The organism is Pseudomonas sp. SH10-3B (genome assembly GCF_019891415.1).
Taxonomy (GTDB): domain Bacteria; phylum Pseudomonadota; class Gammaproteobacteria; order Pseudomonadales; family Pseudomonadaceae; genus Aquipseudomonas.
Genome location: NZ_JAFLXD010000022.1, coordinates 43,390 through 63,342, shown reverse-complemented (window position 1 = coordinate 63,342; position 19,953 = coordinate 43,390). Strand labels below are relative to the sequence as shown.

26 protein-coding genes and 1 pseudogene are annotated in these 19,953 nt (G+C 60.2%); 14 read left to right on the top strand and 13 right to left on the bottom strand.

The features are described from left to right. Positions 1-62: 62 nt before the first annotated feature. Positions 63-404 (bottom strand): zinc ribbon domain-containing protein YjdM, encoded by a 342-nt coding sequence (locus J1G35_RS17580; protein ID WP_003230858.1) that lies wholly within the window; start codon positions 402-404, stop codon positions 63-65. 115 nt (positions 405-519) lie between these two features. Further along, positions 520-1,488 carry a polyprenyl synthetase family protein gene (locus J1G35_RS17575; RefSeq protein ID WP_223015559.1) on the bottom strand — a complete coding sequence of 323 codons (969 nt, stop codon included), beginning with the start codon at positions 1,486-1,488 and terminating at the stop codon, positions 520-522. A 239-nt stretch (positions 1,489-1,727) separates the two neighbouring features. Between J1G35_RS17575 and rplU the strand changes: the two genes are divergently transcribed. From rplU to J1G35_RS17540, 7 genes are all read left to right on the top strand, one after another. After that, on the top strand, positions 1,728-2,042 hold the full coding sequence (rplU, locus tag J1G35_RS17570; protein ID WP_003176051.1) for a 50S ribosomal protein L21: 315 nt from the start codon (positions 1,728-1,730) through the stop codon (positions 2,040-2,042). A gap of 34 nt (positions 2,043-2,076) precedes the next feature. Further along, positions 2,077-2,334 (top strand): 50S ribosomal protein L27, encoded by a 258-nt coding sequence (gene rpmA, locus J1G35_RS17565; protein WP_003176049.1) that lies wholly within the window; start codon positions 2,077-2,079, stop codon positions 2,332-2,334. Between the two features lie 194 nt (positions 2,335-2,528). Next, positions 2,529-3,752, top strand: a complete 1,224-nt coding sequence (cgtA, locus tag J1G35_RS17560) for an Obg family GTPase CgtA (protein ID WP_015885843.1) — start codon at positions 2,529-2,531, stop codon at positions 3,750-3,752. Between the two features lie 109 nt (positions 3,753-3,861). Then, positions 3,862-4,980, top strand: coding sequence for a glutamate 5-kinase (gene proB, locus J1G35_RS17555; RefSeq protein ID WP_053132023.1), 1,119 nt, complete (start codon positions 3,862-3,864; stop codon positions 4,978-4,980). A 16-nt stretch (positions 4,981-4,996) separates the two neighbouring features. Next, positions 4,997-5,461, top strand: coding sequence for a CreA family protein (locus tag J1G35_RS17550; RefSeq protein ID WP_015885841.1), 465 nt, complete (start codon positions 4,997-4,999; stop codon positions 5,459-5,461). A gap of 101 nt (positions 5,462-5,562) precedes the next feature. After that, positions 5,563-6,045, top strand: coding sequence for a glutathione peroxidase (locus tag J1G35_RS17545; RefSeq protein ID WP_053132026.1), 483 nt, complete (start codon positions 5,563-5,565; stop codon positions 6,043-6,045). Between the two features lie 184 nt (positions 6,046-6,229). Continuing rightward, complete coding sequence (locus J1G35_RS17540) at positions 6,230-7,333, top strand: NADH:flavin oxidoreductase (protein WP_223015558.1); 1,104 nt, start codon at positions 6,230-6,232, stop codon at positions 7,331-7,333. On the opposite strand, the gene J1G35_RS17535 is transcribed toward J1G35_RS17540, so the two are convergent. Then, complete coding sequence (locus tag J1G35_RS17535; RefSeq protein ID WP_131700248.1) at positions 7,302-8,504, bottom strand: glycosyltransferase family 1 protein; 1,203 nt, start codon at positions 8,502-8,504, stop codon at positions 7,302-7,304. The genes J1G35_RS17540 and J1G35_RS17535 overlap by 32 nt on opposite strands. A gap of 54 nt (positions 8,505-8,558) precedes the next feature. Beyond that, on the bottom strand, positions 8,559-9,323 hold the full coding sequence (gene cysZ / locus J1G35_RS17530) for a sulfate transporter CysZ (RefSeq protein ID WP_053132033.1): 765 nt from the start codon (positions 9,321-9,323) through the stop codon (positions 8,559-8,561). A gap of 295 nt (positions 9,324-9,618) precedes the next feature. On the opposite strand from cysZ, the gene trxB reads away from it, so the two are divergent. Further along, entirely contained in the window at positions 9,619-10,581 is a 963-nt protein-coding gene (gene trxB, locus J1G35_RS17525; RefSeq protein ID WP_003194076.1) for a thioredoxin-disulfide reductase, read from the top strand. Between the two features lie 101 nt (positions 10,582-10,682). On the opposite strand, the gene J1G35_RS17520 is transcribed toward trxB, so the two are convergent. From J1G35_RS17520 to J1G35_RS17495, 6 genes are read right to left on the bottom strand one after another with little or no spacing between them, the layout of a single operon-like run. Then, positions 10,683-11,024: a HopJ type III effector protein gene (locus J1G35_RS17520; RefSeq protein WP_065939007.1), complete on the bottom strand. Its 342-nt coding sequence runs from the start codon at positions 11,022-11,024 to the stop codon at positions 10,683-10,685. Further along, positions 11,017-11,313 carry a DUF1244 domain-containing protein gene (locus J1G35_RS17515; RefSeq protein WP_027607644.1) on the bottom strand — a complete coding sequence of 99 codons (297 nt, stop codon included), beginning with the start codon at positions 11,311-11,313 and terminating at the stop codon, positions 11,017-11,019. The genes J1G35_RS17520 and J1G35_RS17515 overlap by 8 nt, the downstream gene beginning before the upstream one ends. 23 nt (positions 11,314-11,336) lie before the next feature. Beyond that, a complete protein-coding gene (gene folX / locus J1G35_RS17510) occupies positions 11,337-11,708 on the bottom strand; it encodes a dihydroneopterin triphosphate 2'-epimerase (RefSeq protein ID WP_003194073.1) in 372 nt (123 codons plus the stop codon). 2 nt (positions 11,709-11,710) lie between these two features. After that, a complete protein-coding gene (gene folE, locus J1G35_RS17505; RefSeq protein ID WP_010566239.1) occupies positions 11,711-12,271 on the bottom strand; it encodes a GTP cyclohydrolase I FolE in 561 nt (186 codons plus the stop codon). 21 nt (positions 12,272-12,292) lie between these two features. After that, positions 12,293-13,003 carry a dihydromonapterin reductase gene (gene folM / locus J1G35_RS17500; RefSeq protein ID WP_223015557.1) on the bottom strand — a complete coding sequence of 237 codons (711 nt, stop codon included), beginning with the start codon at positions 13,001-13,003 and terminating at the stop codon, positions 12,293-12,295. Positions 13,004-13,060: 57 nt separating this feature from the next. Next, a complete protein-coding gene (locus tag J1G35_RS17495; RefSeq protein ID WP_223015556.1) occupies positions 13,061-13,621 on the bottom strand; it encodes an antibiotic biosynthesis monooxygenase in 561 nt (186 codons plus the stop codon). Positions 13,622-13,835: 214 nt separating this feature from the next. Between J1G35_RS17495 and J1G35_RS17490 the strand changes: the two genes are divergently transcribed. Further along, positions 13,836-14,795: a MerR family transcriptional regulator gene (locus tag J1G35_RS17490; protein ID WP_223015584.1), complete on the top strand. Its 960-nt coding sequence runs from the start codon at positions 13,836-13,838 to the stop codon at positions 14,793-14,795. Between the two features lie 2 nt (positions 14,796-14,797). Here the strand turns inward: J1G35_RS17490 and J1G35_RS17485 are convergent, their stop codons facing one another. Together J1G35_RS17485 and J1G35_RS17480 are read right to left on the bottom strand one after the other, a co-directional pair. After that, complete coding sequence (locus tag J1G35_RS17485) at positions 14,798-15,403, bottom strand: hypothetical protein (protein ID WP_053132044.1); 606 nt, start codon at positions 15,401-15,403, stop codon at positions 14,798-14,800. Positions 15,404-15,460: 57 nt separating this feature from the next. Then, on the bottom strand, positions 15,461-15,928 hold the full coding sequence (locus J1G35_RS17480; RefSeq protein WP_053132047.1) for a PAS domain-containing protein: 468 nt from the start codon (positions 15,926-15,928) through the stop codon (positions 15,461-15,463). A gap of 129 nt (positions 15,929-16,057) precedes the next feature. On the opposite strand from J1G35_RS17480, the gene J1G35_RS17475 reads away from it, so the two are divergent. From J1G35_RS17475 to J1G35_RS17460, 5 genes and pseudogenes are all read left to right on the top strand, one after another. Next, positions 16,058-16,513: a flavodoxin gene (locus tag J1G35_RS17475; protein WP_053132049.1), complete on the top strand. Its 456-nt coding sequence runs from the start codon at positions 16,058-16,060 to the stop codon at positions 16,511-16,513. A gap of 173 nt (positions 16,514-16,686) precedes the next feature. Beyond that, on the top strand, positions 16,687-17,469 hold the full coding sequence (locus J1G35_RS17470) for a class II aldolase/adducin family protein (RefSeq protein ID WP_053132052.1): 783 nt from the start codon (positions 16,687-16,689) through the stop codon (positions 17,467-17,469). Further along, on the top strand, positions 17,469-18,371 hold the full coding sequence (locus J1G35_RS17465) for an alpha/beta hydrolase (RefSeq protein WP_053132055.1): 903 nt from the start codon (positions 17,469-17,471) through the stop codon (positions 18,369-18,371). Before J1G35_RS17470 ends, J1G35_RS17465 begins: the two co-directional genes overlap by 1 nt. Positions 18,372-18,399: 28 nt before the next feature. Continuing rightward, a pseudogene (locus J1G35_RS30970) lies at positions 18,400-18,504 on the top strand (outer membrane lipoprotein carrier protein LolA); the annotation flags it as partial. Positions 18,505-18,608: 104 nt separating this feature from the next. After that, a complete protein-coding gene (locus J1G35_RS17460; RefSeq protein ID WP_053132057.1) occupies positions 18,609-19,520 on the top strand; it encodes an SDR family oxidoreductase in 912 nt (303 codons plus the stop codon). 127 nt (positions 19,521-19,647) lie between these two features. Here the strand turns inward: J1G35_RS17460 and J1G35_RS17455 are convergent, their stop codons facing one another. Beyond that, positions 19,648-19,923 carry a hypothetical protein gene (locus tag J1G35_RS17455; RefSeq protein WP_223015555.1) on the bottom strand — a complete coding sequence of 92 codons (276 nt, stop codon included), beginning with the start codon at positions 19,921-19,923 and terminating at the stop codon, positions 19,648-19,650. Positions 19,924-19,953 lie beyond the last annotated feature (30 nt).

Genomic DNA, 19,953 nt, shown 5'->3' with positions numbered 1-19,953 from the left:
AGAGGGGTCAACGGGGAGGGCAAAACGCCATCCCGCGCGGGCGCGGGATGGATACAGCAGGTTCAGACTTTGCGCACGAACTCGGACTTGAGTTTCATCGGGCCAATACCGTCGATCTTGCAATCGATATCGTGGTCGCCGTCGCACAGGCGGATGTTCTTGACCTTGGTGCCGACCTTCACGACCAGGGACGTACCCTTGACCTTGAGGTCTTTGATCACGGTGATGGTGTCGCCGTCCTGCAGGACGTTGCCCACAGAGTCTTTCTTCACGGTTTCATCGCCGGCCACTTCGGCCTCGCCATTGGCGGACCACTCATGGGCGCATTCCGGGCAGATCAGCTGGGCGCCGTCTTCGTAGGTGTATTCGGAATTGCATTTTGGGCAGGGTGGCAACGTGCTCACTAAAGCTCCTTAAAGGTCAGGATGGCTAAAAGTCGCACATTATATAGGGAATTGGACCAAGGCAGGGCGCGGTCTTGGATGGGTAATCCCACATTAGTCCGCGCCTGCAAGTATTTTAGTGAGTACGCGCGACCGCAAACTCACTCAGTTCAACCAGGGCATCCCGGTATTTGCTGGCTGGAAGGGCTTCCAGGCACTTGATTGCACGGGCCACGTAGTCACGCGCCAGTTGAGCGGTGTAGTCCAGGGAGCCCGAGGCCTCCACAGCCTCACGGATGCTTTCCAGGTCTTCGATCCCGCCTTTCTGGATCGCCTTGCGCACCAGGGCAGCCTGCTCCGGTGTGCCTTCGCGCATGGTGTAGATCAGCGGCAAGGTCGGTTTGCCCTCGGCCAGGTCGTCACCGACGTTCTTGCCCAGGGTCTCGGCGTCGCCACGGTAGTCGAGCAGGTCGTCTACCAGCTGGAATGCCACGCCCAGGTGGTCACCGAAGGTCCGCAGGGCTTCGGCCTGTTCGGCGGTCGCGCCACACAGCGCGGCGGCGCTGTGGGTAGAGGCTTCGAAGAGCATCGCGGTTTTGCCGCGAATCACTTCCATATAGGTTTCTTCGGTGGTGCTGGCGTCGCGGACCTTAGACAGCTGCAACACTTCGCCTTCAGCGATGATGCGCGTGGCTTGGGAAAGAATCTTCATCACCGGCATCGAGCCCAGCTCGACCATCATTTCGAACGAGCGCGAGTACAAGAAGTCACCTACCAGCACGCTCGGGGCATTGCCCCACATCGCATTGGCGGTCTCGCGGCCACGGCGCATGCCGGACATGTCGACCACGTCGTCATGCAGCAGGGTCGCGGTGTGCAGGAATTCGATAGTGGCGGCCAGCAGGCGCAGGTCATCGCCTTCGCGGCCCAGGGCCTTGCCACACAGCAACACTAATAAAGGACGCAGGCGTTTACCGCCCGCCGACGTAATGTAGTCGCCAATTTTGGAGACCAGCGGCACTTTAGACGTCAGCTGCTGCTTGATGATGCCGTCGACGGCGCTAAAATCGTCCGCGACCGCGCGGTAGAAAGCTTGGGGTTGCATCAGCGACAGTCGCTCCAGAAGGGTTGCGCGGCATGCTAGGACCCTGACCCCCGGGTGTCAAGGCGCGATAGACGGCCACTTGCAACACCCATTTACCTTGCGTACAATCGCGCACCCTGAACTTCCTGGGCAGCACCTGCCTTACGCAATTGCATTCGGGACGTCCATCCCATGCAGCCATGCCAGCCAATACCTCTTCTTATAAAGCGCTGGGTGAGCAGGATTATCGGAGAAATACCATGTCGTACGCAGTAATTGTTACTGGTGGCAAGCAATACAAGGTCGCCCCAGGTGAATACCTGAAGATCGAAAAACTGGAAATCGCTACCGGCGAATCCGTTACTTTTGATCGCGTTCTGTTGGTCGCCAATGGCGATGACGTGAACATCGGCGCTCCAGTTGTTGCTGGCGCTACCGTTGTGGCTGAAGTGATCTCCCAAGGTCGTCACGATAAAGTCCGCATCATCAAGTTCCGTCGTCGTAAGCACCACATGAAGCGTATGGGCCACCGCCAGTGGTACACCGAGATCAAAATCACCGGTATTCAGGCTTAATTTCAGCCTAATTCCTCACTAGGAGAATTGACTCATGGCACACAAAAAAGCTGGTGGTAGTACCCGTAACGGTCGCGACTCAGAAGCCAAACGCCTTGGCGTTAAGATGTATGGCGGCCAGAAAATCATTCCGGGCAACATCATCGTGCGTCAGCGCGGCACCCAATTCCACGCCGGTTACGGTGTTGGCATGGGTAAAGATCACACCCTCTTCGCTAAAATCGAAGGCGTGATCAAGTTTGAAGTAAAAGGCGCGTTCAACCGCCGTTACGTGAGCGTTGTCGCAGCTTAATTGCGAGATCGCTGGAAAAGCCCTGTCTTGCGACGGGGCTTTTTCGTTTGTGGGGTGAGTCTCTTGCAAAGCTGTTTGTGATGGGCGAAAGCAGCTGAATTTGCGGTCGTTGCTTGAGGTCGCTGCGCTCATTTTTGCAAGAGTCTTATGTCTTGGTTTTTTAAGCTCGTCCGTGCGGCGAGAGGCGTTTTGTTATGAAGTTCGTTGATGAAGTTTCCATCCGAGTAAAAGCAGGCGACGGCGGTAACGGTTGCATGAGTTTCCGTCGCGAAAAATTCATCGAAAACGGTGGTCCCAACGGCGGTGACGGCGGTGACGGCGGTTCCATCTACATGATGGCCGACGAAAACCTCAACACCCTGGTCGACTACCGTTACACCCGGCACTTCGATGCCGAGCGTGGCTCCAACGGCGGCAGCACCGACTGCACCGGTAAAAAAGGCGAAGACTTGGTACTGCGCGTACCGGTTGGCACCACGATCATCGACTCCGCGACCCAGGAAGTGATTGGCGACCTGACCAAGGCCGGCCAGAAGCTGATGGTTGTGCAGGGCGGCTGGCACGGTCTGGGTAACACCCGATTCAAGTCCAGTACCAACCGTGCACCGCGCCAGACCACGCCGGGCAAGCCGGGCGAGCAGCGCGACCTGAAGCTGGAAATGAAAGTACTGGCTGACGTAGGCCTGCTGGGCCTGCCGAACGCCGGCAAAAGTACCTTCATCCGCTCGGTATCGGCCGCCAAGCCGAAAGTTGCTGATTACCCGTTCACCACCCTGGTGCCAAACCTGGGCGTGGTCAGCGTCGACCGCTGGAAAAGCTTCGTGATCGCCGACATTCCCGGCCTGATCGAAGGCGCTTCCGACGGCGCAGGCTTGGGGATTCGCTTCCTCAAGCATTTGTCCCGCACCCGTTTGCTGCTGCACCTCGTCGACATGGCGCCACTGGATGACACCAGTGCACCGGACGCCGCCGAAGTGATCGTCAGCGAACTGACCAAGTTCAGCCCGGCCCTGGCCGAGCGTGATCGCTGGTTGGTGCTGAACAAGTGCGACCAGATCCTCGAAGAAGAGCACGAGGAGCGCGTCAAGGAAATCGTCGACCGCCTGGAATGGACCGGTCCCGTCTACGTGATCTCGGCCATCGCCAAAGAAGGCACCGAGCGCCTGACCCGCGACATCATGCGCTACTTGGAAGACCGCGCCGACCGCCTGGCGGCCGACCCGGTGTTCAAGGCCGAACTCGCCGAACTCGACCAGCAGATCGAAGACGAGGCCCGTGCCCAGCTGCAAGCCCTGGACGACCAGCGTGCCCTGCGCCGCAGCGGTGTGAAGTCGGTCCATGACATCGGCGACGATGATTGGGACGAAGAAGACGTGGATGATGAAGACGGTCCGGAAATCATTTACGTGCGCGACTGACCCGTTGCGATAAACTTGAACGCCGCTCCCTGGAGCGGCGTTTTGGTATCCGGGTATAACATTATGGGCTGCGCTGGGTCGCGCGGCCCTCAATCTAAGGTTGAAGATGATGCGGAGCAAAGTGACAGGTGCGCAGCGCTGGGTCGTAAAGATCGGAAGTGCGCTGCTGACGGCAGATGGCAAAGGCCTGGATCGCGCAGCAATGAGCGTCTGGGTCGAGCAGATGGTGGCCTTGCATGAAGCAGGTGTCGAGTTGGTGTTGGTGTCGTCCGGGGCCGTTGCCGCCGGGATGAGCCGCCTCGGCTGGACCGCGCGACCCAGCGCGATGCACGAACTGCAAGCCGCCGCCGCCATCGGCCAGATGGGCCTGGTGCAAGCCTGGGAATCCAGCTTTGCCGAGCATGGCCGCCACACGGCGCAGATCCTGCTGACCCACGACGACCTGTCCGACCGCAAGCGCTACCTCAACGCCCGCAGCACCTTGCGTGCGTTGGTGGAGCTCAAGGTCATCCCGGTGATCAACGAGAACGACACCGTGGTCACCGACGAGATCCGTTTCGGCGACAACGACACCCTGGCCGCGCTGGTGGCCAACCTGGTGGAGGCTGACCTGCTGGTGATCCTCACCGACCGTGACGGCATGTTCGACGCCGACCCACGCAACAACCCCGATGCCCAACTGATCTACGAAGCGCGCGCCGATGACCCGGCGCTCGACGCCGTGGCCGGCAGCGTGGGCGGGGCCCTGGGCCGTGGCGGCATGCAGACCAAGCTGCGCGCCGCGCGTTTGGCCGCGCGTTCCGGCGCCCACACCATCATCGTCGGAGGGCGCCTTGAGCGCGTGCTGGATCGCCTCAAGGCGGGTGAGCGCATCGGCACGCTGCTGTCGCCGGAACGCGGCATGCTGGCGGCGCGCAAGCAGTGGCTGGCCGGGCACCTGCAAACCCGTGGCACCCTGGTGCTCGACGATGGCGCGGTGTCGGCGTTGTCCCAAGGCAACAAGAGCCTGCTGCCGGTGGGCGTCAAGTTGGTGCAGGGCAGCTTCCGCCGTGGCGAGATGGTGGTGTGCGTGGCGCCGGATGGTCGTGAGATCGCCCGCGGCCTGGCTAACTACAGTGCACTGGAAGCGCAGAAAATTATCGGACAATCTTCTGAAGCGATTGTCGGACTACTAGGGTATATGGCGGAACCGGAACTGGTGCACCGCGATAACCTGATCCTGGTCTAAACAAAGGGAATACACGATGCGCGTGATGAAGGGATTGCTCGGCTTGCTGCTGGCCATGCCACTGCTGGCCTCGGCCGAAGAAATTGGCCAGGTGTCGACGGTGTTCAAGTTCGTCGGCCCCAACGACCGGATTGTGGTCGAAGCGTTTGATGACCCCAAGGTCGACGGCGTGACCTGCTATTTGTCGCGCGCCAAGACCGGCGGCGTGAAAGGCGGCCTGGGCCTGGCCGAAGACCGCGCCGAAGCCTCGATTGCGTGCCGTCAGGTCGGCCCGATCCGCTTCAAGGGCGAACTCAAGGACGGCGACGAGGTCTTCAAGGAGCGCACCTCGCTGGTGTTCAAGACCATGCAGGTGGTGCGCTTCCTCGATAAGAAGCGCAATACCCTGGTGTACCTGGTCTACAGCGACCGTTTGATCGAAGGCAGCCCGCAGAACGCCGTGACCGCGATTCCGATTTTGCCGTGGCCGACCGCTCAGTAATCCGCAGGCGAGTTTTGTAATCGGCGTCTATGATTGCAGGCTTGCGGGTTGTAATCTCGAAGTGCCGCTTTGCTAAGAACATGGGAAATCTGGAGTTCGTCATGAGTGCTTTCCACGATCTGAAACTCAAAGCTTTGGACGGACAAGAGCTGCCGCTGGCGCCCTTCAAGGGGCAAGTAGTGCTGGTGGTCAACGTAGCCTCCAAATGTGGCTTGACCCCGCAATACGCGGCGTTGGAAAACCTGTATCAGCAGTACAAGGACCAGGGATTCACCGTACTTGGCCTGCCTTGCAATCAGTTTGCTGGCCAGGAACCGGGCTCCGAAGAAGAAATCCGTGAGTTCTGCAGCCTGAACTACGGTGTCACCTTCCCGTTGGGCAGCAAGCTCGACGTGAACGGCCCCGATCGTCATCAGCTGTACCGCTTGCTGGCGGGCGAAGGCGCCGAGTTTCCTGGGGATATCACCTGGAATTTCGAGAAATTCCTGCTGGGCAAGGACGGCCGGGTCCTCGCGCGTTTCTCGCCACGTACCGCACCGGAAGATCCGACGGTCGTACAGGCGATCGAAAAAGCCCTGTCTTGAAGGGGCGGGGCTTGCTGCTGTGGCAAGCCCGCTCACCACAACAAGCCCGCTTACCACGGGTTACCAGCGATAACCGGGTTCTCCGGCTTTTACCCCTTAATCACCCAAATCAATAGTGCTATTCAGCACTCTGCACTCCTCATATTATCTACATCATAAACCCCGTCTTTCGTGGAGTGCTCCCATGCCTGTGCAAGCCTTGTTCAAACCGTTCCAACTCGGTGCACTGCAGCTGTCGACCCGCGTGGTCATGGCGCCGATGACCCGTTCGTTTTCCCCAGGTGGCGTGCCTAATTCCAAAGTCATCGAGTACTACCGCCGTCGGGCCGCTGCCGGTGTGGGCCTGATCATCACCGAAGGCACCGTGGTCGGTCACCTGGCCTCCAACGGCTACCCGAACGTCCCGCATTTTTATGGCGAAGCAGCGCTGGCTGGCTGGAAGAAGGTAGTAGACGCGGTGCACGCAGAGGGCGGCAAGATCGTCCCGCAGCTGTGGCATGTGGGCAGCGTACGCCGTATCGGCACCGAGCCGGACGCCAGCGTGCCGGCCTACGGCCCGATGGAAAAACTCAAGGACGGCAATGTGGTCGTCCATGGCATGACCCAGCAAGACATCAAGGACGTAATCGCCGCGTTCGCCCAGGCTGCCAAGGATGCCCAGGGCATCGGCATGGACGGCGTCGAAATCCACGGCGCCCACGGTTATCTGGTGGACCAGTTCTTCTGGGAAGGCAGCAACCAGCGCACTGACGAATACGGTGGCAGCCTGGCCAATCGCTCACGCTTCGCCATCGAACTGATCCAGGCTACCCGCGCCGCTGTCGGCCCGGACTTTCCGATCATCTTCCGTTTCTCCCAGTGGAAACAGCAGGATTACACTGCGCGCCTGGTACACACCCCTGAAGCATTGGGTGAATTTCTCAAGCCGCTGTCTGACGCGGGTGTGGATATTTTCCACTGCTCCACCCGTCGTTTCTGGGAGCCGGAATTCGAAGGTTCCGACCTCAACCTGGCGGGCTGGACCCGTCAGCTCACCGGTAAACCGACCATTACCGTGGGCAGCGTCGGCCTGGATGGTGAGTTCCTGCAGTTCATGGTCAACACCGACAAGGTCGCGCAGCCGGCCAGTCTGGAAAAGCTGCTGGAGCGCCTGAACAACGACGAGTTCGACCTGGTGGCGGTGGGCCGTGCGTTGCTGGTGGACCCGGACTGGGCGGTGAAGGTACGTGAAGGCCGTGAAGGCGACATTCTGCCGTTCAGTCGTGAGGCGTTGACGACCCTGGTGTAAGCGGCGCCAGGACGGGCACCGGTTGTCCGTCCTCGCACACACCGCGTAACTGGCGCTCGAATTGCTCGATAATCGCCGGCCAGCCCTGGCGACTGGCATGCTGGCGAGCATTCAGTCGGGCCCTGCGCAAGGTCTCGCGCTCTTCCAGCAGCCAGGTAGCAGCATCGCAAAATGCGTTTTCATCTCCCGGCATCGCCAGCACGCCGTTGTAGCCATGGCGAATATGCTGGGTGGCGGCCGCCTGGTCGTACGCCACCACGCCCAGGCCCGAGGCCATTGCCTCCAGCACCACATTGCCGAAGGTTTCGGTCAGGCTGGGGAACAGGAACAAGTCCCCTGAGGCGTAATGCCTGGCCAGTTCTTCACCGCGTTGGGTGCCGCAGAACACCGCCTCGGGCAGGTCGCGCTCCAGTATCGGGCGCTGCGGACCATCCCCGACGATGATCAACTTCAACCGACGCTGTGGATAAGTAGCCTGCAGCCCATCAAAGCACCGTTTGAGCAGCCCGAGGTTTTTCTCCTGGGCCAGGCGCCCCACGTGCAGTACGGCAATATCGTCGTTTTCCAGGCCCCAGCTTTCGCGCAGGGCATTGTCGCGCTTGGCCGGGTGGAACAGTTGGCTATCCACTCCGCGCGCCAGCATCCCCAGGCGCTCGAAATGCCTGCGCTCCAGCTCCAGGCGCTGGCTGGCGCTGGGCACCAGGGTCAAGCTCGAGCGGTTATGAAACCAACGCAGGTAGTGCGTGACCATGCGGCTCAACAGGCTCAAGCCGTACTGGTTGGAGTACTGCTGGAAATTGGTGTGAAAACCGCTGACCACGCTGATGCCCAAACGCCGCGCCGCCCGCAGCGCCGACAGCCCCAGCGGCCCTTCAGTGGCGATATACAGCACGTCCGGGCGCTGGCGGGTCCAACGGCGCAGCAACTTGTGCATCGACGACTGGCCCCATTGCAGGCCGGGGTAACCCGGCAGCGGCCAGCCACGGCAGAGCAGCAAACCGTCATCGCTGGGCCGGCTCTCGTCGGCGCCCTGGCGCGGGCGTACCAGCTCGACCTGATGGCCGCGCGCGCGTAAACCTTCGCACAGACGACCAAGGGTATTGGCCACCCCGTTGATCTCTGGCGGGAAGGTTTCAGTGATAAGGGTGATGTGGAGCGAAGCTGTCGTCATGACCCACAGTGTCGCCGTGGGCCATGTCGTCATTGTGTCATGCAGATGATGGATTTATGACTTGACCACTTTCGACGTCGCCATCGCCTCGGCGCCCTGTTCACGCACCCAGAACAACGTCGCCCCAGCCACTGCGGCCGGCATCATCAGCAGGTTGACCACCGGCACCAGCAGCACCAGGTAGACGATGCCGCCGAAACTCATGCTCTGCCAGCGTTTCTGGCGCAGCCAGGCGAGCATCTCGTTCCAGCCCAGCTTGTGGTTGTCGGCCGGGTAGTCGATGTATTGGATCGCCATCATCCACACGCCGAACAGCAACCACAGTGGCGCGGCGATCAGGTTGACCACCGGAATGAACGACAGGATAAACAGGCCGATGGCCCGTGGCAGGAAGTAGCCCAGCTTGCGCATTTCCCGGGCCAGGGTACGCGGGACCATTTCAATCAGCTCGCCCCAGCTGAATGCCGGGAAGTCATCGGTGCCACGTACCACCACTTCGACTTTCTCGGAGAGAAAGCCGTTGAACGGTGCCGCGATGATATTGGCCAGCATGGTGAAGGTGAAAAACACCATCAGCACCACCAGCACCACAAACAATGGCCATAGCAGGTAGTTCAGAAAGCTCAGCCAGCTGGGCAGCGTCGGCATCAAGTGGTCGACCCACAGACTGAACTGATGGCCGGCAAAATAAATCAAGCCGACGAACAGCACCAGGTTGATCGTCAGCGGCAGCAGTACAAACAGGCGCAGGCCGGGGCTCAGCACCAGCTTGAGGCCTTCACGCAGGTATTGCGGGCCGGAAAGAACGGGGGCGGGCATGGAGAACTCCGAGCAGGGATGACGAACGCGCCGACCTTACCGGCTTTGCCTTCAAGGCGAAAGCGTGGCCGCTGTGACGACATCAACGGTAACAAAGGCGTCGATTAATCGGCTCGACTGTATAGAGACCGCCTATGAGCTGGATTGTTATTGCGTATTTCCTTAATCTTGCCCCCCTCGATACGCTGCACCCATTATTTTTCAGGGCCTGCGAATTAAAGCCTTCCCCAAGTGCTTCGTGGACCCTTTTTTATTCCAGCCGTCTTGTAGTCCGGGCGGTCGATAGGAGTGAGTCATGTCTGATACCCGTCATTCGCGAGTGATTATTCTCGGTTCCGGCCCTGCCGGTTACAGCGCTGCTGTCTACGCTGCCCGGGCCAACCTCAAGCCGCTGCTGATTACCGGCATGCAGGCGGGCGGTCAGTTGACCACCACCACTGAAGTCGACAACTGGCCGGGCGATGTCCACGGCCTGACCGGCCCGGTGCTGATGGAGCGTATGAAAGAACACGCCGAGCGCTTTGAAACCGAGATCGTGTTTGATCACATCAACAAGGTCGACTTCTCGAAAAAGCCTTACAGCCTGACCGGCGACAGCGGCGTCTACACCTGTGACGCGCTGATCATCGCCACCGGCGCCAGTGCTCGCTACCTGGGCCTGCCATCGGAAGAAGCGTTCATGGGCAAAGGCGTTTCCGCTTGCGCCACCTGTGACGGTTTCTTCTACCGCAACAAGCCGGTCGCCGTGGTCGGTGGCGGCAACACTGCCGTGGAAGAGGCGCTGTACCTGGCCAACATCGCCAGCACCGTGACCCTGGTTCACCGCCGCGAGACGTTCCGCGCCGAGAAGATCCTGATCGACAAGCTGCACGCCCGTGTCGCCGAAGGCAAGATCATCCTCAAGCTCAACGCCACCCTGGACGAAGTCCTGGGCGACAACATGGGCGTGACCGGTGCTCGCCTGAAAAACAATGACGGCAGCTTCGATGAGCTGAAAGTCGACGGCGTGTTCATCGCCATCGGCCACACGCCGAACACGTCGTTGTTCGAAGGCGTGCTGGAAGCCAAAGACGGTTACCTGGTCGTACAAGGCGGCCGTGAAGGCAACGCTACCGCGACCAACATCGAAGGCATCTTCGCTGCCGGCGACGTAGCCGACCACGTGTACCGCCAGGCCATCACTTCGGCCGGTGCCGGTTGCATGGCGGCCCTGGACGCCGAGCGTTACCTCGACGGTTTGAAGGACGCTTCCTTCTAAATTGTTGAAATAAAAAAACCGGCTGCGAGGCCGGTTTTTTTGTGAGTGCAATTTAAACGGGGGAGAGGGCAAGCCCTCCCACATGTTGATCCGCGTCTGACTCAGGATTTGCGGGTCAGTGGCTGGGCCGCGAATTTCACACCGGCCAACCCATGGGCAATCAACGCCCGGATATTGCCATGGTCGCTGCCCTCAGGCGTCGCCACCACCGAGCGGTAATGCTCACCAAACGCCAGCAGCGCTTCCTGGTTGCTCAAGCCTTCCAGCAGCGCCAAACCCAGGGTCTTGCACGAGCCTTCGTTCTGACCGGCAGCGTTTTCCACATCGCCATTGGTGAAGGCCTGCGGCTGGTAATCGTAACCGGCAGCGACAAACGCCAGGGTGTCCGCAAAAACGTGTTCGCCACTGTTGAGGCTGGCGCGCAGGGTGTTCAAATCAGTCATGGGTTTTTCCTTTGGCAAACGCCGCCTGTTGCTCGGCGCTGGCTTCTTGCTGGTATTGGGCTTTCCACTCGGCGTACGGCATGCCGTACACCACTTCACGGGCGTCATCGAGGCTCAGCTCGATCTGGCGCTCGTCGGCCTCGGCCTTGTACCACTTGGACAGGCAGTTGCGGCAGAAGCCGGCGAGGTTCATCAGGTCAATATTCTGCACATCCTTGCGGCTGTCCAGGTGCGCCACCAGCCGGCGGAAGGCGGCGGCTTCAAGTTCGAGGCGTTGTTGATCGTTCATAGGGCTCACTGACAATTCAGGGGTTAGCGGCTGGCCGCCAGGGTAATCGACACCGACTCGGCAAAGCGCAGCGCATGGGGCTTATCCACTTCGACTTCGGCATACAGCACCGATTCGTTGCTCATCACCAGGTCCAGCAGTTCCTGGGTCAGGCGCTCCAGCAGGGCAAAGCGGTTGCCTTCCACGTGGGCGATGATCGCCTTGGTGATGGTGCGGTAGTTCAGCGCGTGGTCGATGTCGTTGTCGCGCACGGCTTCCTGGGCGGCATACAGGATGGTCAGGTTGATCAGCACATCCTGCTTGTTGAGGATTTCGTCCTCGTTGATGCCGATAAAGGTGCGCAGGCACAGGTCCTTGACCCGGATACGCGCCATGCCTGGTTGAAGTTGTGGCATTGCTACTTGCTCCGTCCAATCAGTTGCAGGAACTCCATGCGCGTGGTGTTCGACTCGCGGAACGCACCGAGCATCACCGAGGTGTTCATGGTTGAATTCTGTTTTTCCACGCCGCGCATCATCATGCACATGTGCTTGGCTTCGATCACCACAGCCACACCGGCGGCCTGGGTCACTTCCTGAATGGCGTCGGCGATTTGCCGGGTGAGGTTTTCCTGGATTTGCAGGCGCCGGGCGAACATGTCGACGATGCGCGCCAGCTTCGACAGGCCCAGCACCTTGCCGGTCGGAATATAGGCCACGTGGGCCCTGCCGATAAAGGGCAGCAGGTGATGTTCGCACAGCGAATACAACTCGATGTCCTTGAGGATCACCATCTCGTCATTGTCAGACGCGAACAAAGCGCCATTGACGATTTCTTCGAGGTTCTGCTCATAGCCATGACACAGGTACTGCATGGCCTTGGCGGCGCGCTTGGGGGTGTCGAGCAAGCCTTCGCGTTCCGGGTCTTCGCCCAGGCCCTTGAGGATCTCGCGGTAATGGTGGGGCAGGGATAAGGTCATGCAACATTCCTCACAAACGGCTTACTTGATATGCCGCCCGCCGTTGACGGTCAGGGTGGTACCGGTGACATACGGGTTGTCCAGCAGGTAACGCACGCTCTGGTAGATCACCTCGGGCCCTGGCTCGATGCCCAGGGCCGACTTGGCCAGGACTTTGGCGCGGTAGGCCGCGTCGTCGCCTTCGTTGAACATCACCATCGCCGGGGCAACGCCATTGACCTTGATCAACGGCGCGAACTGCGCGGCAAACGACAGCGTCAGGCTGTCCAGCCCGGCCTTGGTGGCGCAGTAGGCGATGTGCTGGCGGCTGCCCTTGCGCACGACGTCATCGCTGATATGCACGATGTCGGCCGGTGTTGAGCGTTGCAGCAAGGTCGAACAATGCAGGTTGATCAGGTACGGCGCAAGCATGTGCACGCTGAACATGTCGCTGAAAGCGCGGCTTTCGTCGCCCGGGGTTTCTGCGATCCAGGCCGAGGCGTTGTGGATGATCGCCCGCAGGCTTTGGGTGTGGGTGTTCAGTTCAGCGATGAACGCGAGAATCCCGGCTTCGGTGGAGAAGTCGGCAAACACGCCGACCGCGCCACGCTCGCGCAGGGCCTGCACGCCGGGACGTTCGTTGCGGTAGCTGAAAATCACCGACTGGCCTTCGTCCAGCAGGCGCTCGGCGCAATGCAGGCCGACACGCTGGCCGGCGCCGGTGATCAGGATCGGGGCGTTCGTTGCAGTCATGGGAGGCTCGCGTCGCTGGCAGGCGCAAATCATACCAGCGACGGGCCGCCCCTGTACTCACGCCGCCGCTTCGGTGGCCTTGCGCGGGGCTGGCGTTGGATGCAGCCAGTTCGCCAGCAGGTGGGTCGACAGCGGAATGAACCAGTACACCATCAAGGGCGTGAGTGCCATTGTGCTGATCAGCACCCGTGGCCCCAGGTTGAGTTCACTGAGCAGCGGCCCGAGGACGAAGTTGAACAGCAGCGACACCGGGAAAAATGCCAACCAGATCGCCACTGCCTGCTTCCAGCGCGGCGGACGGGCGCCCGCTGCACCAAACCAGCCATCGATGCCCCGTACACGGTGTTCGGACGGGTCGGCAAACAGATCGCTGCCACGACTCAACCACGCGCTGCGTGAGGCGGAAAACTCCCAGGCATGCAGGGTTTGTTCATCGGCGAAGCGGAAAATGATCTGGAATTCATCATCATTGGGCGGTGGTGCCAGCACCCCGGAGCCCAGGTAGCCGGGGAAGTCGGTGGCCAATTGCTCGCCTTCGCGCAGCCAGGCCATCAGTTCTTCGTAGCGCCCTTTGGCGACGCGACGTGCAACCATCAAGGTGACGGGAGAGGTAGACATTGTGTATCTCCAAATGTACGGGTGCGCTGAACCGGGTAGGTGGCACACAGACGAAGCTGCGGGGTGCTGCAGCGACGTGTAAAAAACAGGCAAGGATTATTCCTGTTTTGCTGAAATACACCAGCGACATTGGTCTGAAACGCACGGGCCTTGAAAAGGACAGGTCTAAAGACGTTAAATGAACGCCCAACTGCCGCTGTTTTTTTGGTCTCGAATGCCCGTGATTACTGCTCCCGTTGATATCGTTTCGCATCTGGATTCAACGGATTGTGCTGAGCTGTTGCCAATTCGTGAAGTATCGAGATTGACAGGCGTCAATCCGGTCACCCTGCGTGCCTGGGAGCGGCGTTACGGATTGATCCAGCCAACTCGCACCGAAAGTGGGCATCGCCTCTATTCCCAGGCCGATATCGAGACCGTCAATCGTATTCTCGACTGGATCGAGCGCGGCGTAGCTGTGAGCAAAGTGGGCAAGATCCTCGCGCACGATGCTCAGCAGGCCGAAGCGATTCGCGCTGAGCGGGACATGGGGGTGGAAGGCGAGGTGCCGCAATGGCGGGCGCGGCTGTTGCAGGCCGTCAACGCCTTTGACGACCGCCAACTGGAAAGCCTGTACGGGCAGATTTTCGCGACCTACCCCCTCAATGTGGCATTCCAAGACATCCTGATGCCGCTCTGGAATGAGCTGCTGCGCCATCAGGGGCGTTTCGGTCAAGCCAGCGAGTGGCTGTTTTTCGACACCTTCCTGCGTACCCATGCCTTTCAACGCCTGCAGGCAGCGACGCTGTCAGCGGCGCCTCGGGTATTGCTGGCAGCCATGCCCGGCGAGTGCCGCAAATTGGAGTTATTGGTGGCAGCGCTGTTGATCAGTCGGGATGACCTGGCGGTGCAGGTGCTGGGCATGGGCCAACCGCTCGATGAGTTGACGCTGATGTGTGAAAAGACTCGCCCCCGGGCGCTGGTCATCTTCTCCAATCACGCTCATAACCTGGGTCTGGCTGCGCGCCTCAATCGCTTGGCGATGACGCTGGATTGCCCAATGTTTCTCGCCGGTGCTGCGTCGGACCTGGCGCAGAGTGCGTTGGCAGGTTCCTCCATCGGTTGCCTGGGCAGCGAAGGGCGCCAGATGCAACGCCGCTTGCAGCAGTTTCTCAGCGGCAACCTGGATACCTGATGTCAGGCGTGCATCTGCGGGTGTAGCAGACGGTGCTGGTGCAGGATGAATTGGCGCAGGCGCTCGGTTTCATCTGCATCACTCTGGCTGATGCGATAGGCAAACAAACCCCGCGCCGTTTCCCGCTCGAATGCGCCGCGCAGCGCAATGCGCTCATAACCGGAAGGGCTGAACCACAGGGAAAAGGTTTTTGGCGGCTTGATCCGGCCTCGAATCTCCACGAGCACGCCCTTGAACGACACTTCATGCACCCAGAGGGCACCCGCAGTGCCCCTGACATTCTCCAGGGCCACCGGTGCTTCAAGCGCCAGGCGCCACGGGCGTACCATCGGTCCATCTTCGAAAATGCTCGGCACCCCCAGACGCAGATGCACCGCATTGAACTCATCTTCCACCAACTGCAGGGGGAAGGTCAGTTGCTGGTTGTCGACCTGTGCCTGGATGGTGACATGGTCGTGGGCGGCCAGGCGGGTGAGCAGGTCGCGAAGCTGAGCACCGCCATTGACGGTCAGGTTCGACGAAGCATCCCGCAGGTTGAGTTGCGGGTTGTGCTGCATGTTCTGAATGAAATCCAGCTCGTCCTGGGTCAGAAGCGCGTCGCGTTGCATCGCTCTTTCTCGATCGGGGTGTTAAAACGCCATTATCCCCTCTAATGGCTGCATTATCTAAATTTTGTTAGATCCGCTTTTCATTTTGAGCGCCGCCAGCTCGGCCTTGACCTGGGCCAGCTCGTTTTCCAGCTGGGCGACACGCTGCTGGGCCTTCATCTGGACGGTGACGTCCTTTTGCACACCGATGAAATAGGTTTGCTTATCGGCCTGGTTGTACACCGTTGAAAGCGACAGCTCGTTCCAGAAGTGGCTACCGTCCTTGCGATAATTGCGCAGGATTTCACGGCACGAACCGCCATTCTCCAGGGTTGCTCGGATGGTCATCAGGGCCGGCTGGTCGCGGTCACCCGATTGCAGGAAGCGACAATCCTGGTAGAGGATTTCATCCAGGGTGTAGCCGGTCATCCGTTCGAATGCGGGGTTCACGTAGATCAGTGGCTTGTCCTCGCCTTCCTGTTCGGCAACCACGATGCCTTCGTTGGAAGCGTTGATCACCATTTGCATCAGTTGGGCGTTAATCATTGAGCGGTCCATAGCGTGTGGTGGGCGTTGGCAGTTTATGACAGGTGCTGAATGTTGCACCCTGCGCAGCGAAATATTTGCGCCAGCTGCTAATATCCCAGGCTTTCGCTCAACTACAGGATCAGATTGATGAAAGTCGCCATCCTTTCCGGCTCGGTCTACGGCACGGCTGAAGAAGTCGCCCGCCACGCCGTTGGCATCCTCAATGCGGCCGGTTTCGACGCCTGGCACAACCCACGCGCCACCCTGGCGGATGTTCAGGCCTTTGCCCCCGAGGCCTTCCTGGCCGTAACCTCGACCACCGGCATGGGTGAATTGCCCGACAACCTGCAGCCGTTGTATTCAACCATCCGCGACCAGTTGCCCGCAGCCTGGCGCGGCCTGCCTGGCGCAGTGATCGGCCTGGGCGATGCCAGCTACGGTGACACCTTCTGTGGCGGCGGCGAACAAATGCGCGAGCTGTTCGGCGAGCTGGGCGTGCGCGAAGTGCTGCCGATGCTGCGCCTGGACGCCAGCGAAAGCGTCACCCCGGAATCTGACGCCGAGCCGTGGCTGGCTGACTTGATCACGGCGCTGCGCGCCTGAGCGCATGCCGCCTTTATTGGCGGCGCTTCTCTGACGCGACTTGTACTATTCTCAAACCTGACTCGCTCGGTCATCAAGCTGGCTGCGAAGGCAACTACTTCCGTCAGGGTGTCTGACTAGACTGGCCAATCACTGAGAAAAATAATAACAAGTGCGCCAAGGAGGTCATTGCCGTGAGCCTAGCCCCCGTTGAACCGCCACAGAACGTCAAAGATCAGGTCAGTGCTGCCGAGTGGCAGACCCGTGTCGACCTGGCGGCCTGCTATCGCCTGGTGGCGCTGCATGGTTGGGACGACCTGATCTTCACCCACATCTCGGCCAAGGTCCCCGGCACGGATGACTTCCTGATCAACCCGTATGGGCAGATGTTCGACGAGATCACCGCGTCAAGCCTGGTCAAGGTCGATCAGGCCGGCAACAAGCTGATGGACAGCCCCTACGAGATCAACCCGGCGGGCTACACCATCCACAGTGCCATCCATGAAGTTCGCCACGATGTCACCTGCGTGCTGCATACCCACACCGCCTCCGGTGTGGCGGTAGCTGCGCAGAAGCAGGGGGTGCTGCCGATCAGCCAGCAATCGATCTTCGTGCTGTCGAGCCTCGCCTATCACGCTTATGAAGGGGTGGCGCTGAACCACGAAGAGAAGGCGCGCTTGCAGGCCGACCTGGGCGACAACAATTTCCTGATGCTGCACAACCACGGTCTGCTGACCTGTGGCAGCACCATCGCCGACACCTTCCTGATGATGTTCACCTTCCAGCGCGCCTGCGATATCCAGGTGCTGGCGCAAAACGGCGGGGCCGAATTGATCACCATCGAACCGCAGATTCTCGCCGGGGCACGGGCGATGGTGGCGGCTGTCACAAAGAGTGCCCAGGGTATGGGCGGCGCGCTGGCCTGGCCGGCGCTGCTGCGCAAATTGGACCGTCAAGACACTGGGTATAGACGCTGATGCCACTCGCCGAGATCCCACTAAGAGCCTGGCGAAAGCGCGGCCAGAGTTTCGAATTTCGTGGCCGCACCATCCGTTACTGGGTGGCGGGGCAGGGCGAACCCTTGTTGTTGATCCATGGTTTTCCCACCGCCAGTTGGGATTGGCATTACCTGTGGCAACCGCTGGCCCAGCACAACCAGGTCATTGCTTGCGACATGCTCGGCTTTGGCGATTCGGCCAAGCCGCTGGACCATGGTTATTGCCTGCTTGAACAGGCGGATCTGCAACAGGCGCTGCTGGAGCATCTGCGCGTGGAGCAGCCGGTGCATGTGCTGGCCCATGACTACGGTGACAGCGTCGCCCAGGAATTGTTGGCCCGGCACTACGAAGGCCGCTTCCGGATGGCCAGTTGCGTGTTCCTCAACGGCGGATTATTTCCCGAAACCCATCGCCCGGCGCTGGTGCAAAAACTCCTGCTCAGCCCGCTGGGCTGGATGATCGGCCGCGCGTTCGGGCGCAATGCCCTCGCCGACAGCTTCAGCCAGATTTTCGGCCCCAACACCCGTCCCAGTGAAAGTGCCCTGGATGATTTCTGGAGCCTGATCAACTGCAACGACGGCACACGCATCCTGCACAAACTGATCGCCTACGTGCCCCAGCGCCGACGCTTGCGTGATCGCTGGGTCGATGCAATGCAGCGCGGCGAAGTGCCGTTGCGGGTGATCGACGGCGAAGTTGACCCGATCTCCGGCGCGCACATGGTCGAGCGCTACCAGCAACTGGTACCCGACGCCGATACGGTGTTGCTGGCCAATATCGGCCACTACCCACAGATCGAGGCGCCGGTACAGGTGCTCAAGCACTACCAGGCGTTTCGGGAGCGGGTGGGGCAGCCGGCTTCGCAAGTGGCCTATTCCTGATCCCAAATCCTTTTCTGCAGGAGCGAGCTTGCTCGCGAAAATCGTTAACGATAACGTGGGAATCCTGACACCACGCGGCGCTCTGGGATTGTTCGCGAGCAAGCTCGCTCCTACAAAGAGACGAGTCATCATCCCCCAGCCTTATCGAGCACCATTCAGCCTCAGCCGTATTTATTGTGACCACAGGCGCCTTGCCGGACACTCGACCCATTCCCATTGTCGCCAGCGGAGTTCGGTATGAGTGAGTCAGTGCAGTTCCAGGATAAGGTCGTGATCGTCACAGGTGCTGGCGGCGGATTGGGCCGGGCCCATGCGCTGCTGTTCGCCAGGCACGGGGCCAAGGTGCTGGTCAACGATCTCGGTGGTTCAACCCAGGGCGAGGGCGCCAATGCGTCCGCTGCCGATCGGGTCGTGGCGCAGATTCGTGAGGCGGGCGGTATCGCCGAAGCCAACCATGACTCTGTCACCGACGGTGACAAGATCGTCCAGAACGCCCTCGACGTGTTCGGGCGCATCGACGTGGTGGTCAACAACGCCGGGATCCTGCGCGACAAAACCTTCCACAAAATGGACGACACCGACTGGGACCTGGTTTACCGGGTGCATGTCGAAGGCGCCTACAAAGTCACCCGCGCCGCCTGGCCGCACTTGCGTGAGCAGGGTTACGGCCGGGTGATCTTCACCGCGTCCACCTCGGGCATCTACGGCAACTTCGGCCAGTCCAACTACGGCATGGCCAAGCTCGGGCTGTACGGCCTCACCCGCACCCTGGCCCTGGAAGGACGCAAGAACAACATCCTGGTCAATGCCATCGCCCCTACCGGCGCCACGCGCATGACCGAGGGCCTGATCCCGCCACAAGTGTTCGAGCGCCTCAAGCCGGAATTGGTCAGCCCGCTGGTGGTGTACCTGGGCAGCGAAGCGTGCCAGGAAACGTCGGGCCTGTTTGAAGTGGGTGGCGGCTGGATCGGCAAGACCCGCTGGGAACGCAGCCTGGGCGTGGGCTTTGATCCTGAAGCCGGATTCTCGCCCGACGATGTGGCGGCACATTGGGCGCAGATCTGCGACTTCGAAGGCGCGGCCCATCCCAAGGACAACATCGAAGCGTTGAAGGAGATGATGGCCAATCTGCAGAAATACAGCCTGTGATCGTTGCTTGAAAAAGATTGAATCCTACGGGGCGCTGATGGCGCCCCGTTTTTTTTCAGGCAAAAAAAAGCCGCTGCAAACGCAGCGGCTGAAGTAAGACGTTGGATCAAGGAGCGACAAATCAACGTCAGTGAACACCGGTAACAGACTGAAAAAAGACATCAATCCATTTGAATCTGGCTTTTCTTCCGTTTGGGGAAACGGGCGGTTTGCCCTGAAAGCCCGGCAAGAATAGTCGTTTGTAACTGGATGAGTAAGAGCGCTTCAGGACAAGGACTGTTGTCAAAACTGCAACAGTCTCGATGTGCACCATCCATGCCCCTGATAACCCACCATCCACCCGGTCCATGCTCCCGCCCAGACCCAGGCCAGAGCGGCCTGTAATCCTTTCGAGCGACAACACGAATCCCTCCTTGGTGCGCTTATCGCTCCT